General features: G+C 33.8%; 16 protein-coding genes and 3 tRNA genes. 12 read left to right on the top strand and 7 right to left on the bottom strand.

Annotation, left to right across the window (positions count from 1 at the left end):
* Positions 1–964 precede the first annotated feature (964 nt).
* A tRNA-Phe gene (locus ACGH4F_RS05940) sits at positions 965–1,040 on the bottom strand.
* A 157-nt stretch (positions 1,041–1,197) separates the two neighbouring features.
* Between ACGH4F_RS05940 and ACGH4F_RS05945 the strand changes: the two genes are divergently transcribed.
* The 3 genes from ACGH4F_RS05945 to groL all read left to right on the top strand — a co-directional run bounded on the left by ACGH4F_RS05945 (position 1,198) and on the right by groL (position 3,765).
* Positions 1,198–1,635, top strand: a complete 438-nt coding sequence (locus ACGH4F_RS05945; RefSeq protein WP_411590424.1) for an FxsA family protein — start codon at positions 1,198–1,200, stop codon at positions 1,633–1,635.
* A 145-nt stretch (positions 1,636–1,780) separates the two neighbouring features.
* Positions 1,781–2,074, top strand: coding sequence for a co-chaperone GroES (locus ACGH4F_RS05950; RefSeq protein WP_034915350.1), 294 nt, complete (start codon positions 1,781–1,783; stop codon positions 2,072–2,074).
* 47 nt (positions 2,075–2,121) lie between these two features.
* The gene (groL, locus tag ACGH4F_RS05955) at positions 2,122–3,765 is read left to right on the top strand and encodes a chaperonin GroEL (protein WP_065558075.1); all 1,644 of its coding nucleotides are present in this window, start codon (positions 2,122–2,124) and stop codon (positions 3,763–3,765) included.
* A gap of 197 nt (positions 3,766–3,962) precedes the next feature.
* Here groL and ACGH4F_RS05960 read toward each other — a convergent pair whose 3' ends face one another.
* Genes ACGH4F_RS05960 through ACGH4F_RS05970 form a run of 3 tightly spaced genes read right to left on the bottom strand, consistent with a single transcriptional unit; the run spans position 3,963 to position 6,425 of the window.
* Positions 3,963–4,538: a manganese efflux pump MntP family protein gene (locus tag ACGH4F_RS05960; protein ID WP_411590425.1), complete on the bottom strand. Its 576-nt coding sequence runs from the start codon at positions 4,536–4,538 to the stop codon at positions 3,963–3,965.
* Between the two features lie 59 nt (positions 4,539–4,597).
* Positions 4,598–5,212 carry a hypothetical protein gene (locus tag ACGH4F_RS05965; protein WP_411590426.1) on the bottom strand — a complete coding sequence of 205 codons (615 nt, stop codon included), beginning with the start codon at positions 5,210–5,212 and terminating at the stop codon, positions 4,598–4,600.
* 31 nt (positions 5,213–5,243) lie between these two features.
* On the bottom strand, positions 5,244–6,425 hold the full coding sequence (locus ACGH4F_RS05970) for a bifunctional tRNA (adenosine(37)-C2)-methyltransferase TrmG/ribosomal RNA large subunit methyltransferase RlmN (RefSeq protein ID WP_411590427.1): 1,182 nt from the start codon (positions 6,423–6,425) through the stop codon (positions 5,244–5,246).
* Between the two features lie 91 nt (positions 6,426–6,516).
* Between ACGH4F_RS05970 and ACGH4F_RS05975 the strand changes: the two genes are divergently transcribed.
* Positions 6,517–7,263, top strand: coding sequence for a M15 family metallopeptidase (locus ACGH4F_RS05975; RefSeq protein WP_267350023.1), 747 nt, complete (start codon positions 6,517–6,519; stop codon positions 7,261–7,263).
* A 25-nt stretch (positions 7,264–7,288) separates the two neighbouring features.
* Here ACGH4F_RS05975 and ACGH4F_RS05980 read toward each other — a convergent pair whose 3' ends face one another.
* Together ACGH4F_RS05980 and ACGH4F_RS05985 are read right to left on the bottom strand one after the other, a co-directional pair.
* Positions 7,289–8,590 carry an ATP-binding protein gene (locus ACGH4F_RS05980; protein ID WP_267350021.1) on the bottom strand — a complete coding sequence of 434 codons (1,302 nt, stop codon included), beginning with the start codon at positions 8,588–8,590 and terminating at the stop codon, positions 7,289–7,291.
* A gap of 18 nt (positions 8,591–8,608) precedes the next feature.
* Complete coding sequence (locus ACGH4F_RS05985) at positions 8,609–9,289, bottom strand: response regulator transcription factor (protein ID WP_065558131.1); 681 nt, start codon at positions 9,287–9,289, stop codon at positions 8,609–8,611.
* A 333-nt stretch (positions 9,290–9,622) separates the two neighbouring features.
* Between ACGH4F_RS05985 and ACGH4F_RS05990 the strand changes: the two genes are divergently transcribed.
* The 3 genes from ACGH4F_RS05990 (at position 9,623) to ACGH4F_RS06000 (ending at position 11,230) form a co-directional block, all read left to right on the top strand.
* A complete protein-coding gene (locus ACGH4F_RS05990; RefSeq protein WP_411590428.1) occupies positions 9,623–10,927 on the top strand; it encodes a serine dehydratase subunit alpha family protein in 1,305 nt (434 codons plus the stop codon).
* 124 nt (positions 10,928–11,051) lie between these two features.
* Positions 11,052–11,127 (top strand) — tRNA-His (locus tag ACGH4F_RS05995).
* 26 nt (positions 11,128–11,153) lie between these two features.
* Positions 11,154–11,230: transfer RNA gene (locus ACGH4F_RS06000), tRNA-Pro, on the top strand.
* 96 nt (positions 11,231–11,326) lie between these two features.
* Here ACGH4F_RS06000 and ACGH4F_RS06005 read toward each other — a convergent pair.
* A complete protein-coding gene (locus ACGH4F_RS06005; protein ID WP_411590429.1) occupies positions 11,327–12,187 on the bottom strand; it encodes a hypothetical protein in 861 nt (286 codons plus the stop codon).
* Positions 12,188–12,590: 403 nt separating this feature from the next.
* On the opposite strand from ACGH4F_RS06005, the gene ACGH4F_RS06010 reads away from it, so the two are divergent.
* From ACGH4F_RS06010 to ACGH4F_RS06030, 5 genes are read left to right on the top strand one after another with little or no spacing between them, the layout of a single operon-like run.
* Positions 12,591–13,313 (top strand): GntR family transcriptional regulator, encoded by a 723-nt coding sequence (locus ACGH4F_RS06010; RefSeq protein ID WP_411590431.1) that lies wholly within the window; start codon positions 12,591–12,593, stop codon positions 13,311–13,313.
* A complete protein-coding gene (locus ACGH4F_RS06015) occupies positions 13,310–13,993 on the top strand; it encodes a GntR family transcriptional regulator (RefSeq protein WP_411590432.1) in 684 nt (227 codons plus the stop codon). Before ACGH4F_RS06010 ends, ACGH4F_RS06015 begins: the two co-directional genes overlap by 4 nt.
* An 11-nt stretch (positions 13,994–14,004) precedes the next feature.
* The gene (locus ACGH4F_RS06020) at positions 14,005–14,472 is read left to right on the top strand and encodes a PTS sugar transporter subunit IIB (RefSeq protein ID WP_411590433.1); all 468 of its coding nucleotides are present in this window, start codon (positions 14,005–14,007) and stop codon (positions 14,470–14,472) included.
* Positions 14,473–14,489: 17 nt separating this feature from the next.
* Positions 14,490–15,326 (top strand): PTS mannose/fructose/sorbose/N-acetylgalactosamine transporter subunit IIC, encoded by an 837-nt coding sequence (locus ACGH4F_RS06025; RefSeq protein ID WP_411590435.1) that lies wholly within the window; start codon positions 14,490–14,492, stop codon positions 15,324–15,326.
* Complete coding sequence (locus ACGH4F_RS06030; protein ID WP_267380018.1) at positions 15,307–16,128, top strand: PTS system mannose/fructose/sorbose family transporter subunit IID; 822 nt, start codon at positions 15,307–15,309, stop codon at positions 16,126–16,128. Before ACGH4F_RS06025 ends, ACGH4F_RS06030 begins: the two co-directional genes overlap by 20 nt.
* Positions 16,129–16,141 lie beyond the last annotated feature (13 nt).

The following is a 16,141-nucleotide window of genomic DNA, read 5'->3' on the forward strand; positions in this document are numbered from 1 at the left end:
ACATTATGTTTTTATTCATATAATTACTTTATAAATAAATTTGTCATCATTAATACTATTTAATAATACCTTGTTTTAAATTTAAGCATTAACACAGAAAAAATGAGGAAAAAACCAGTTTTGTTATGCTATTTATAAAAAACATACTCAATATCAAAATGTAAAGCTTAAAGAAGTAAGCATATTATTCTTTATTTAGCTATCTGGGTGAAACTCGCTATCTTTATCATAATGTAGTTTTGAGTAACTACGTTGAGTAGATATGCGTAGAAGTTTTTTCTAGAGATCCCTTATTAAAAACTTATACAATTTTGTGTATCCACACCATTTCAAATTAGAATCATCTAATAAGCAGCAATATTATTTTTTTACTATCTTAGTAAATATTTACTTACTTAAATAAAGCACTATCAATACAAATATAAAATGCTGTATAGGTACTAAATTAATCTATGCAATAATGTTAATAAACCTTTAATAATTGTTTTTTTATTTTGCTTTTAACGCCGATAAAACATCAAATAAATCAAGAATAAATTGATAGTTAATTTGTAAAGTAGTGAAACGCTAACGTAAGAACCTCATCTACGTTAAACTATCAACTCATGAAAATATTATTGGGTAGAACTGAATATTGCATCAGCATTTTTAAAAGTAAGCAACCATTACAGTGTAAACAAATAATTACAATTTAAATAAAATAATAATGATTCTTATTGAAAGTAGCGGTACGAACAATGAACACATAACCATACGACAAACAATTCTTGTTAACCCTTGAAAACAAAGTCTTTAAAAACAATTTATGGATACACGCCATTATCGAACCAAATGTATCCACTTTTATATCCACTTTTTAACTTGATTTGGGTTGATGTCAGTTGACAAGGAAAATACAGTGTAAGGCTTATCTAAAAAGGCTTTATGCACAAAAAACCAGCTTTCGCTGGTGTTCTTTTAGGATTGGTGCCCGGACGCGGAATCGAACCACGGACACGGGGATTTTCAATCCCCTGCTCTACCGACTGAGCTATCCGGGCAACAATGGAGGTGTATTAAACACGATCTGTGATAATTCGTCAATTCTTTTTGTGATATATTTTTAAAAAAATAGTTTGTTTGGTTGAAAAATAACTTATTAGCTTTATATTATTACTAATATATAACAATATCACGTTATTTTAAGGGAATTGTTACATGCGATATTTCTTGTGTATTCTTTTTTTCATTTATGCTTATTTCGAAATTAGTTTTTTCATAAAGGTTGCTGATTCAATTGGGGTATTCCTTGCGCTAATTTGTATTATTGCAACTTCCTTCATTGGGTTTTCTTTAGTTAAAACACAAGGTTTAAAGAATTTTAGTATTATGCGACAAAAAATGGCTAATAATCAGAGTTTGAAAAACGAAGTAATTAAAAATGTCGCTTTGCTATTTGCTGGTTTTTTCTTGCTGATTCCGGGATTTTTGACTGATTTATTAGGAGTGATTTTATTAATTCCTTACGTACAAAATTATTTAGTGAAATTAATTGTAGAAAAAATGCCTATTCAATCTAGCGTTGATTCATCAAGATCCTATAATCAAACTGATGAGATTATTGAAGGAGAATTTATTCGGAAAGATGATGAATAAATAATCAATTGGTCATTTTTTTGAAATTCATCTCTTGAAGAATATAAAAAGATCCCCATGTAAACTTCACTACATTATTAAATCGTAATTTTAAGATTTGTTTTTAATTATCATCTATTTAAATATTAGTGCTAGGAGATAACTAATGAAAATTCGTCCATTGCATGATCGTGTGATCATTAAACGTAAAGAAGTGGAATCAAAATCAGCTGGCGGTATTGTTTTAACAGGTTCAGCTGCAGGTAAATCAACACGTGGTGAAGTTTTAGCAGTTGGTAATGGTCGCATTTTAGAAAATGGTCAAGTACAACCGCTAGATGTTAAAGTTGGTGATATCGTAATTTTCAATGAAGGATATGGCGTTAAAACAGAAAAAATCGATAATGAAGAAGTGCTTATCCTGTCTGAAAGCGATATTTTAGCTATTGTACAAGCATAACTGGCAACTAATTTAATTTATATACAGAATTTAGGAGAAATACGAAGATGGCCGCTAAAGATGTAAAATTTGGTAATGACGCTCGCGTTAAAATGCTTCAAGGCGTGAATGTATTAGCTGATGCAGTAAAAGTGACTTTAGGTCCTAAAGGGCGTAACGTCGTTTTAGATAAATCATTTGGTGCTCCAACTATCACTAAAGATGGTGTTTCAGTTGCTCGTGAAATCGAATTAGAAGATAAATTCGAAAATATGGGTGCACAAATGGTTAAAGAAGTGGCATCGAAAGCAAATGATGCTGCTGGTGATGGTACAACAACGGCAACTGTACTTGCTCAAGCTATTGTTAACGAAGGCTTAAAAGCAGTGGCTGCAGGAATGAATCCAATGGATTTAAAACGTGGTATCGATAAAGCAGTCGTTGCAGCCGTTGAAGAACTTAAAAAATTATCAGCTCCATGTGCAGATTCTAAAGCAATTGCACAAGTTGGTACTATTTCTGCTAACTCAGATGAAACTGTGGGTACTTTAATTGCGCAAGCAATGGAAAAAGTAGGTAAAGAAGGTGTTATTACTGTTGAAGACGGCACAGGTTTACAAGACGAACTTGATGTGGTTGAAGGTATGCAGTTTGATCGTGGTTATTTATCACCTTATTTCATCAATAAACCAGAAACAGCAACGGTTGAATTAGATAGTCCATATATCTTATTAGTTGATAAAAAAATCTCTAATATCCGTGAATTATTACCGGTATTAGAAGCGGTTGCAAAAGCGGGTAAATCACTATTAATTATTGCTGAAGATGTTGAAGGTGAAGCATTAGCAACATTAGTTGTGAATACTATGCGTGGTATTGTTAAAGTTGCAGCCGTAAAAGCACCAGGTTTTGGTGACCGTCGTAAAGCAATGTTACAAGATATCGCTATTTTAACAGCTGGTACTGTCATTTCAGAAGAAATCGGTTTAGAGCTTGAAAAAGCAACGTTAGAAGATTTAGGTCAAGCTAAACGTGTTGTTATCAATAAAGACAATACTACTATCATCGATGGTGTGGGTGAAGAGTCTTTAATTAATGCTCGTGTTGAACAAATTCGTAAACAAATTGAAGAATCAACTTCTGATTACGATAAAGAAAAACTTCAAGAACGTGTGGCTAAATTAGCTGGCGGTGTTGCAGTAATTAAAGTTGGTGCAGCAACTGAAGTTGAAATGAAAGAGAAAAAAGCACGTGTAGAAGATGCATTACATGCAACTCGTGCTGCTGTTGAAGAAGGTGTTGTTGCCGGTGGTGGTGTAGCGTTAGTTCGTGCTGCTTCAGCGATTGCTGAGCTAAAAGGTGCGAATGAGGATCAAAACGTAGGTATCAAAGTTGCACTTCGTGCAATGGAAGCACCATTACGTCAAATCGTCACTAACTGTGGTGAAGAAGCATCTGTTGTTGTTAACGCAGTTAAAGGTGGTAAAGGTAACTATGGTTACAATGCTTCAACTGAAGAGTATGGTGATATGATTGCTATGGGTATTTTAGATCCAACTAAAGTAACTCGTAGTGCATTACAATATGCTGCATCTGTTGCTGGTCTTATGATCACAACTGAATGTATGGTTACTGATTTACCTAAAGATGATAAAGCTGATTTAGGTGCTGCTGGTATGGGCGGCATGGGTGGTATGGGCGGAATGATGTAATTCTTTCCTTACACACAAACTAAATATTTGAAAAAACTATCCGTTTACGCGGGTAGTTTTTTTATATTCACAAATCAATTTTTTCCCTTTATCATTTTTTATCAAAAAAACTTTTTTCTTTGACAAGTTTGAATAAATTAACAAATTAAAATTAAATGTATGTTGGAATATGAAAAAGAGTATTGAATTTTGCGAATTTAATTTGAAAGGTGCTGATAAAGTGTTATTACGCCAATCGCAATTAACACCAATCCGCCTAAAATCTCGGCTTGTTTTCCGATAAAACAACCAATTTTTTTTCCTAGTAATAAACCTATAGTTACCATGACACAGGTTGCTAATCCAATCATGCTTGCTGCGATATAAATATTGACGCTAGCTAATGCTAAACTAATTCCAACAGCAAATGCATCCAGACTAGTCGAAATAGCGGTAAAAATTAGGATAAGGAAAGATTTTTTTGAAGAAGCTATTTCTTTTTCTGAAAAATCTTTATCGCCATCTTTAAAACTATTATAAATCATGCTAATGCCTAAAAATAACATGACAGCAAATACTACCCAGTGATCCCAACGCTCTATATAGTGCAGTGTCAAAATGCCTATGAGCCAACCTAGCAATGGTGTGATTGCCTCAACGACACCAAATAAAATACCAACTTTTAAGGCGCCAATAAAGGGAGTCGATTTAAATGAAATTCCACGACAAACAGCAACCGCAAAAGCATCTGTAGACATTGCCATTGCTAATAAAAATATCGTCAAAAAACTCATGACATATGCTCTTGTTTATAATTATTGGGATACACGATTATTTAATATAGGGTTGTACTTTATTGTTCAACAACTGATAATAAATAACTCGCTATTCTTTTATCACCTTTATTTTGATAAAGATCAGCTGTTTTTAAAACCGTTTCACGACGTTTTGCATCATATTGGAAAAGTTGTTTAAACATTAAGTCAGCTGTTTTTTTATCATCATTTTGGATTGCACAATATCCATACTGTTCATAGGTATCGGCTTTCCAATTATGGCGATCATATTCAAGGCTTTTTTCAAACTCCTTTTGTGCTTCCTGATAACGTCCAAGACCACATAAAAAAGATCCATAATGTACATGATATAAGCCATTACCTGGTTGCATAAGGGTAATGCGTTTATAAATCATTTCTGCTTCATTGTATTCACCAACGTGCTGATCAAACATTGCCATAGCTAGCATAATTTGTGGGTTATTGGGTGAATATTGATTTGCTAATTTGAGATTATAGTGTGCAGCTTTAATGTTATCTTCCGATTCATTTGCTTTGCTTAGATATCCTAATCCTAATTGCATTCTTGCAAAAGCTGCCGCTTCGGGATCGAACTCTTCGTTACCACTTATTTGGCAACCTGATAGTGTTAATAATGCTAAACAGCTTAGTAATATGAGTATTTTTTTCATCAACTATTCCTTTATTAATTTACCTTGATCGTTATGCTGTTTGTTTAATGAGATTTTGCTTTTTATATAAAGTCCGTTTAGTACGATCAACGACGTCACCGGCCAACTGACCGCAAGCCGCATCAATATCATCGCCACGTGTTTTACGAACAATCACTGTAAATCCATATCCCATTAACGTTTTCATAAAACGATCGATACGTGTGTTTGAGCATTTTGAAAAAGGAGCGCCAGGGAATGGGTTCCAAGGTATTAAATTGATTTTACTTGGAACGTTTTTTAAGAATTTAGCAAGTTCATGAGCATGTTCAACACTATCATTGATTTGATTAAGTAATACATATTCAATCGTTACTTTTCCATGATTAGCGTTTGATGTCGACAGATAACGTAAAATTGAGTCGCGTAACATTGCCATATTATATTTTTGATTAATTGGCATAATTTCGCTACGTATATTATCATTTGGCGCATGCAATGAAATAGCTAAGGCGACATCAATCATACCGGCTAATTTATCTAAAGCAGGAACAACACCAGAAGTCGATAGGGTTACTCGTCTTTTTGATAAGCCATAACCAAAATCATCTAACATGATTTCCATTGCTGGTACGACATTCGATAAATTGAGTAGAGGCTCTCCCATACCCATCATGACCACATTAGTAATAGGTTTATCTGCTAATTTACCTGTTACTCCAATGACTTTCGATGCTCGCCATACTTGACCTATAATTTCAGATACCGTTAAGTTACGATTAAAGCCTTGTTGTGCGGTTGAACAGAATTTGCACGCTAAAGCACAGCCAACTTGTGATGAAACACAGAGGGTTGCACGATCTCTTTCTGGAATATAAACAGATTCAATCATCTGGTTATCACCAACATCTAACGCCCATTTTATCGTACCATCGGATGAGCGTTGTTCCATTGCAATTAGTGGTGCTTTGATTTCAGCGATTAATTTTAGATGTTCACGTAACTTTTTGTTGATATCGGTCATCTGATCAAAATCATCTACCCCAAAATGGTAGATCCATTTCATGACTTGATCGGCTCTAAATGGTTTTTCGCCCAATGAAATAAAAAACTCTCTCAATTGTTGACGAGTTAAATCAAGTAAATTTATTTTTTCACTTTTAGGATTAGTTGTATTAAGATTGGATGCATCTGCACAATTAACAGACGTATTTGGTGTAGCAGGTGTTAACATATGGCCTCGTTTTTACACATTATGGCTATTTAAAAATTTAAGGAAAGGATTATACTGTTTTTCCCTTTATATAGCTAATAGAATATTAATAATGAAAACAAATTCAGCAAAATATATCCATATTTTCTGTTTAACATTAACCCTATTTTTATATTCAACGTTTACTATGGCACAACCTATACCTTTTAACAAACTAATTGGACAGTTTGATGAAAAGATTGACAATAATTTTGTCGCATTAGATTCTACCATGTTACCTGTCAATAAAAAGGGCATGTATCTTCAAAAGGAACCCACTCAGCAGCTTATAAAAGCTTATCAAGCTTTTAAAAAAGCACATCCTGATATTCCGTTTATTATCGTAAGTGCTACACGTAATTACACCTATCAAAACTCAATTTGGCAGCGTAAATGGGATAAATTGTCCAATCAGTTTAATGATCCAGAACAAATTGCTGAAGAAATACTAAAATATTCATCAATGCCTGGTACATCTCGTCATCATTGGGGAACGGATATCGATATTACCAGTGTTTCATCAGATTATTTCAAAAATGATAAAAAGGGTAGAATTTTATATCAATGGCTTCAGGACAATTTACCTAAGTATGGCTTTTGCCAAGCGTTTAACGAAGGAAGAAATGGAGGCTATCAGCCAGAAGAGTGGCATTGGTCCTATAAGCCTATCGCTAGCCAATATATAGCACAATATAAAACACTATTAGAAAATGAACCAAGCACCATCACACAAGTCTTAAATTTCATCGGTCACGATAAAATTGATTTAGAAAGATTAGTGAAAGAATTTGTCTTAACGGTTAATACTGATTGCTATTAATCCGTAAATGAATATGCATAGTTGATTAATGCTTTCGCCAATAAGGTAAGCGAATAGTCACCGTAAGTCCACCATGGTCACGGTTTGTTGCTTGAATAGTGCCATTATGCATGGTGAAGGTCTTTCTGGCTATTGCTAGACCAAGACCGTAACCCTTACCTAATTGAGGCGATTGAATGCGAACAAACGGTTCAAAAATACTCGATAGTTTATTTGGATCGACACCAGGACCACGATCTTTAACTTCAATTTGTAGGTATTTACCGACTTCTTTTAAAGATACATTAACTTCTTGTCCCGGCTTTGAAAAACGAATTGCATTACGAATAATATTTTCAACTGCACGGCGAATTTGTTCCGAGTTACCTTTAACAATAGAATGAATAATCGCTGATGAAATGAAGTGAACATTTATCGATTGGTGATTCGCTTCATAATTTGCATCATTAATGACCACACGCAATAAATCTTTTAGATCAAAATATTCATCTGTGCGATTATTCATTTCAGCACGTGAATAATTTAATATTTCACCAATAAGTTGATCTAATCGTTCAGATTCTAATTCTATTCTTGCTAATGCAGTATCAATATTTTGCTTATTTTGTTGAGCTAATCCGATGGCTAATTGTAAGCGAGCAAGTGGCGTTCTAAGCTCATGTGATACATCATGCAAAAGAGCTTGGCGGTCTGAGATTAAAATATTGAGTTGTTCAACCATCATATCAAAATCTTTGCCTAATTCGCTAAGCTCATCATGGCGTGGTTTAAGTTTATTGAATAATCTAACCGAAAGATCACCTTGAGAAACTCTGAAAAAGCCTTGCCTTAATAGTTTCATTGGTCTGGTTAAGTTCCAAGCCAAAAAGAGACTAAAGACTAATCCCACACAAATTCCCATTAACACAATTGGCATTGGCATATTAAACAGGGCTTTTTTGACTTGATCGTCTTTGTCTTTATCTTCCCTAAATGAAACCGCATAAAGCGTTCCATCAGGCGCAACTGCTGTGCGTTGATAAATATAATTTGGCGGTTCTAATTCATCCGTAATGATATTGATTTGATCGTTTTGAGGAGAAATCAATTTTATTGATAATAAAACTCGCTCGCGTTCAGGCAGATGAGCAACAAAATTTAACGTTTCATTTTCACCTGCTACATGTAATAATTGAGCGATCATATCGACTTTTGTCGGCATATGATTGAGAAATCGTTGGTTTTTATTTTCTATATAATAAGAAAATGCAATCCAGGTTAACTGAAAAGTAAGATAGAAAATCACCCAAAATATAATGAGTATTTTCCAAAATAATCGACGATTCATCTCAAGCCTATTATCACATTAACGGATTCGGTAACCAACAGCTCGAATAGTTTCAATAGTTACTACATTTTGAGCAACTTGATGAAGTTTTTGGCGAATATTACTGATATGCACATCGACGCTACGATCATAAAGTTCACGAGCTCGACCAAGACCTATTTCAGATAACTCTTCTTTAGTGACCACGCGCTCACTGTGTTTTACCAATAATACTAATAAATTAAACTCGGTTGATGTCAAATCTATCACTTGGCCATTCCAAGTGCATAAACGTTGCGGTAAATCTAATACTAAACCATTAAAATGGTATTTTTTATCATCGACCAACTCAACAGAACGTTCATCAAAACGACGTAAAACAGCACGCAGTCTTGCTAATAATTCGCGTGGATAACAAGGTTTTGGAATATAATCATCTGCGCCCAATTCTAACCCTAAAACACGATCAATATTATCGCCTTTAGCGGTTAACATAATAACAGGCATATTACATTGCTGACGAATACTTTTAAGAACATCAATTCCATTAATATCGGGTAACATTACATCCAAGATTGCAGCTCGATATTTGCCTGATAAGGCTTCTTCAATACCATCTTTACCTAAATAAACACTTTTGATATTAAAGCCTTCATTAGTCAGATACTCACTTAGCATCTGTGATAATTCAATATCATCATCAATTAATAAAATATTTATCATAATCGCCATTATTATATAATTATAGGTAGTTATATTATTGCAATAATAAAAAAAATGTCAGGTAATTTTACTAAAATATTACATATTTTGAACGATTGCTGTTTATTTAATTTACTACCTAATTGTTTAAAAAATGTTAGTTTAGCTATAGTTTTAATCAAAATTTAAATGAAATTGAATAACACTTTATTTTGATTAATCTAATTTGCTATAAAATTGCACTATTATATAGAGATTGTGTCATATCATCATTCAAATATAGCTTAAGATATAATAAAATATTGATAAATAAATTGTTAAATTTTCAACTAATAACATTAAGATTGATGAATGGAAGAATCTAAACAGCAAACACAATGGCAAGCATTAATTCAATTAATAAAACATGAAGTTTTACCAGCACTTGGTTGTACTGAACCTATTTCTTTGGCATTTGCTTCAGCGGTTGCTAGTCAATATCTTGACAAAAATAACATAAAAAAAATTGAAGCTTATGTTTCGCCAAATTTAATGAAAAATGGAATGGGTGTCACTGTTCCTGGTACTGGTATGGTTGGCTTACCTATTGCTGCTGCGATTGGTGCAATAGGCGGTGATGCAGATGCTGGGCTTGAAGTGTTAAAAAACATCACTTCAGCGCAAATTATACAAGCAAAAGAAATGCTCACTAATGGTAAGGTACGTGTTCAAATTGCAGATAATCATAAAGCAATTTATGCAGAGGCTAATGTTTACACTAAAACAGATCATGTCAAAGTCTGTATTGAAAACACGCATACTCATTTGATATTAATTGAAAAAAATGGTGAGCTTCTTTACCAAACCGATTCAGTTAATCAAGCGTTATCTCACGATGATCTTATAATAAAGCAAATGACGGTTAGATTAATCTATGAATTTGCCAACTATGCTAATTTTGACGATATAAAATTTATTTTAGAGGCAGCAAAATTAAACGATGCTTTATCTGAAGAAGGATTAAAACAGGCTTATGGTCTAAGTATTGCGACCACTTTACGTGAGCATACTAAAAATGGATTAATGGCAGATGATTTATTATCTAAAGTAATTATTCGTACAACTGCAGCATCTGATGCTCGAATGGGCGGTGCAACATTGCCTGCGATGAGCAATTCAGGTTCAGGCAATCAAGGTATTACAGCGACCATGCCAGTAGTTGTGGTGGCTGAACATTTAAATGTCACGCAAGAGCAATTAGCCAGAGCGCTTATTCTATCGCATACCATTGCAATTTATATACATAGTAAATATCCGCCGTTATCTGCGCTTTGTGCCGCTTCAACCGCTGCTATGGGGGCAGCGGCAGGAATGGCATGGTTACTAGGCAAAGGTGAGTATGAACCGGTAGATATGGCAATTTGTAGTATGATTGGTGATTTATCTGGTATTATTTGTGATGGTGCATCTAATAGTTGTGCTATGAAAGTTTCGACATCCGTATCCTCTGCCTATAAAGCGGTATTAATGGCTTTGAGTCGTATTCGGGTGACGGGTAAGGAAGGGATTGTGTGTGATAGTGTTGAAACATCAATTAATAATTTAGGGGCAATTGTCAGTAACAGCATGAAAGCTACCGACACACAAATTATTCATATTATGTCTCACAAAGCATAAATTTTTCAAATATTCTATTGAGTTAAACACTGTTGCGGTTTTTATATAACCAATTGGTCAATTTTTTTAAAAATATACTGGACAATATTATTTTTTATGCGTAATATTTCGTCCTACTTCAGCGGTGGCTATAGCTCAGTTGGTAGAGCCCTGGATTGTGATTCCAGTTGTCGTGGGTTCGAGTCCCATTAGCCACCCCATTTATGCCATGCATAAGTAAATCTAACGGCGAGTAGCGCAGCTTGGTAGCGCAACTGGTTTGGGACCAGTGGGTCGGAGGTTCGAATCCTCTCTCGCCGACCAATTTAGATATAAAAACCGACTTATTTAAGTGGGTTTTTTTATTATCTGCGTTTTAGTAAAATAAGAACTAATATGCGGTTTTCGTCCAATAATAGATTAATTACTCGATTCTGTTTTAAACGGTTTAATCCATAATTTTTTATTTTTGAAATCTATTTTAATTAAATGACTTTGTAGTACATCAATACCTAAAAGCCCATCTGATTGGAATTCGGGGGGAAGAGAATCGAGAATAATCGCTTCCACTTTATCCGATGAAATGTAGCTCACACCAAGTTCAACAAATTGATAATCACTATTTTCATCCTTAATTTTAATTGATTGAGGTGAAAGTGATTGAGCTTTAATCATAGATAAGCTTGCTCCGGTATCTAATATCATTTGGTAATTTTTATAACCATCTGACATTTCAATAACTAAACCTTCATCCATTAAACGGAAAGGTAATTCAACCCATGTGTTATCTAAACTTAAATTTATATTGTCTGAAATAACAATTTCACTTTTAGGAAAATTTAAGGTTAAAACATATTGATCAAATAAACCTAATCCAATAGCAGGAAAATCATCGCTTTCTTCTTTTTCATTGTTACTTGATATGGCTAAACCCCATGGTTTATATTCAATAACATTAACTTTTTTAAATATTAGTGAATTGATGACTAAATTATTCGCAATAAAAGATCTTGTTATATTTATATTACCAGATAAATCAATACTTTTTTTGTTTTCAGAAAGTTCAATTTTATCAACGATATTATCAATAAAATCTAATGGTAAATATAATCCTTCTTTACCACCTGTGTCTAAGGTAACCTCAATATCTTTTCCATCAATGTTTAAGTTCAGATGAGGAATATTAAGCTTTCCATCAAAATTTATTTTCCAAACAAACTCATCACTTTTGGCTAATGCACTAAATAAACATAGAATTAAGAAAATTATTTTTTTAATCATCCTTTTCCCCTTATTAAAGCAATGATAAAACAGATTATCCTATCGGCATATTTTATAATGTTAAAAAATAGTCATTTCTGCACAAAATTCTTCATCATACTTATGTTTATATAATAAATTCATGAACTTTATAACACAATCATTTCTATTTATTATTTAAAGTATCACCTATCTCATCATAATTATCCGTAGTTTTTCAATTTTAATGATTCAACATATTCGTTAATGCATATTACGAGTTATTATCTTGATTTTATGTCGATAATAAAAAATATTGTGATCATGACAACACTTTTGGTACTTAAAATTGACGGCATGTATTTTTTTAGATAATTTTTAATCAGAAATTGGTTGTTAAAGATATATCTATTGGATAAAAAAGCCCAAATATGGAGCGTGATCTTTGGAATACCGTGATATTGCAGTCAAAACTGAAGTCGAAGAAAAAATTAGAGCAAATCCTAAAATAATCAGTCAAATAAGGAAAGAAAGAGGGCTTGCCGAATATTTTGGGGTAAGCCGAACGACAGTTAGAAGAGCATTAAATGATTTAATGATGGAAGGTGATGTTTTTCAGGAAGATCACCATCTCCCTAATCATACAGTCTTTGAAATGAATATGCTAAAAATGTCTTCGTTTACTGAAGAGTGCCAAAAAGAAGATGATGTTCACATCAAAATTAAAGTACTCTCTAATAATATTATTCCAATGCCTACCGAATTAAACACCTTTTTTAAATCAAATCAACGATTAATCAGAATAGTAAGACAACGTTTATTGGATGAAATTCCGTTATCTTATGAAATAAGTTATCTTCCTTCCAAAAAATTTAAAGATTTAGCCAAACAAGATTTAAATGATGTTTCGCTTTATGAATATTTAAAAACACATTTTCATGTTATACCCAGTCATGGTCGAGAAGAGATCGCATACGAAGTCGCTCGCAACGATAAAGCCAAATATTTAGCAATTACTGAAGGCACACCTATCTATAAAGTATCAAGTTACAGTTATGATCATGACTTTGAACCGTTTGAACACACCGACCAGTACTTAATTGGTAATCGATTTAAATATCACTTATCTGCAAAAAATATCTTTAATTATCAGGAAGAATACAAATGAAGTTATTTGAAAAATTAGCACTCCAATTAATGGAGCAGATAAGTACAGGACAATATAGTGTGGGTGCAGAGTTACCGCCAGAAGGTCAGTTGCAAAAAGATTATGATGTCAGTCGAACCACAGTCCGTAAAGCGATTGATCGTTTAGTTGAAAAAAATATGGTGGTCAGAAAGAAAGGGGTTGGATTATTTGTCGCTCCTACACTTTCAACTCAAACGATTTTAGAAATGACAGGTATAATTAAACCTCAAGCTTATTCAAATCATAAAAAGCAGATCAAAGAAGCCTATCTCAGGCAAGCAGGTTGTTATTATAGCCAATTATTAAAAATAAAATCAATGGAACTTATCTACTTTATTGGTTTTTTGGAGATAGCAACAAATAGCGTAACGAAAACCATTTTTTTGCTACCGTTAACTAATTTTCCAGACTTTCAGCTTTCCATTATCAAGGTACTATCAGCACTTGAAATCATTAATTCGGGAAAGAAAAAAGTCGATAAATTAGAGCAAGATTTGCAATTGATGGTAGCCAATGCTGAACTTTCCAAACAATTACGTATCAATATTAACGCCCCATTTTTTAAAATTACTAATCACTATTTTGATATTAATAACGAACCGATTGCGCTTGAGTACAAGTTTGCTAGTAATACTAAATATGTGGTCGATTTCACCTAGGAGGTATATCAATGATTAAATTATTACGTGTAGATCACCGTTTATTACATGGCCAGGTAGTTGTTTCATGGTTCGAAAATGTTGGTGCAAACACTATTTTAGTGGCTAATGATGTCGTGGCTAATGACGAATTACGTAAATCTGCTATTCGTTTAGCTAAACCAGAAAACGCAAAATTAGTGATGAAGTCAATTGATGACAGTATTGAGGCGATTAATTCAGGCGTAACAGATAAATATCAAATGTTAATTGTCGTTGAATCCGTTGCAGATGCTGAAAAACTCATTCGAGCCACGCAAGGTAAAGTCAGTAGCCTAAATTTAGGTGGTACTAAACCTCGAGAAGGGACAAAAAATTACTCTAAAACAATTAATTTAACTGATACTGAGGCGGATTTATTAACAGGATTACAACAAGACGGCATTGAGATCTATATTCAACAAGTCCCAAGCGAATCAAAGCAAAAATTTGAAAAATAGTTAAGAGGGACAAAAATATGAGTATCGAATTAACAGCTGTTGTTTTAGCTTTGATTGCGATGTTAGCCAATGGTGAATACTTATTAGGTTCTTCAATGTTATCCAGACCACTTGTTACTTGTACTTTAGCTGGTTTAGTCATGGGCGACATCACACAAGGTATTGTTATTGGTGCTACATTAGAACTTGCATTTGTAGGTTCGTTTTCTATTGGCGCTTCTATTCCACCCGAAATTATATCAGGCAGTATATTGGGTACCGCGTTCGCCATTGGGGCAGGTAAAAGTACCGAAATTGCTTTGGCGTTAGGTATTCCTATTGCTTCATTAGTTTTATTGGTTAAAAACTTATGTTTTCTTTTTATTCTTCCTTACTTTGTTCATAAAGCGGATAAATACGCCAGTGAAGGCAATGGTAAAGGTATGGATCGAATGAATTTATTAGGTGGATTCTTTTCAATCAATCTGCCAATCGGTTTAGTCGTAGGACTTTCTTATCTATTTGGCAGTTCTGCGGTGAATGGTCTATTGGAAATGATACCTAAATTTATTATTGATGGACTAGGTATTGCAACTGGTTTATTGCCGGCATTTGGATTTGCGATGTTAATGAAAATCATGATTAAAAAGACCAATGTTACCTTCTTTATTTTTGGTTTTGCACTTGCCGTTTATATGAAAGTACCCGTTACCGGTGTGGCAATCTTTGGGGGATGTCTTGCGCTCATTTTAACGGGTTATTCGGCATTTAATGGCAAAAAGATGATTACAGAAGAAAGTGGGCAAAAACTCAGTACCACTATGGGAAATGCGGTAGTTGCACAGGAGATCGATTATGAAAATGAAGAGTTCTAAACTAATAACCAATAAGGAGTTATCCAGAACGTTTTGGCGTTCATTTACCGCTGAATGGTCATGGAATTATGAACGACAAATGAACTTAGGCTATTCCTATGCGATGAGACCAGCTTTAGATAAGATTTACAGTCATAATAAAATCGAACTCACTGATGCCTATCAACGACATTTAGAATTTTATAACGTCACACCATGGTTAATCACCTTTCCACTAGGTATTTGTATTGCCATGGAAGAACAAAATGCCACCGATAATGATTTTGATAAAAGTGCCATCAACGATGTCAAAATTGCACTAATGGGACCTTTAAGTGGTCTGGGGGATTCGTTCTTTTGGGGAACATTACGCGTTATTGCAACAGGTATTGGTACCTCTTTAGCACTGGAAGGTAATATTCTAGGTCCACTTCTTTTTTTACTTATCTTTAACGTACCTGCCATTTTAGCCCGTTATTTTGGTTTACTTATAGGCTATAACATTGGCGCATCTTTTATTGAAAAGGTTCAAAAGACAGGTTTAATGGATAAGTTATCTTATGGAGCATCAGTGTTAGGGCTATGTGTGGTTGGCGCCATGGTTGCTACTATGGTGACATTAAATATGCCATTAAAAATTGGGTCTGGCGATGATTCAGCCTCACTACAAGATATCTTCAATGGAATTGTACCGCAAATTTTGCCTTTGATGTTTACGCTATTCATCTTCATGTTAGTCAAAAAAGGGATTAAAGCGCATTGGATACTTCTACTTATTGCCACAATCGGGATTTTAGGGGCATGGAGTGGATTATTGGGATAATTAGGAAATAAAA

This window comes from Gilliamella sp. CG35, assembly GCF_046635745.1.
Classification (GTDB): Bacteria; Pseudomonadota; Gammaproteobacteria; order Enterobacterales; family Orbaceae; genus Gilliamella; species Gilliamella apicola_I.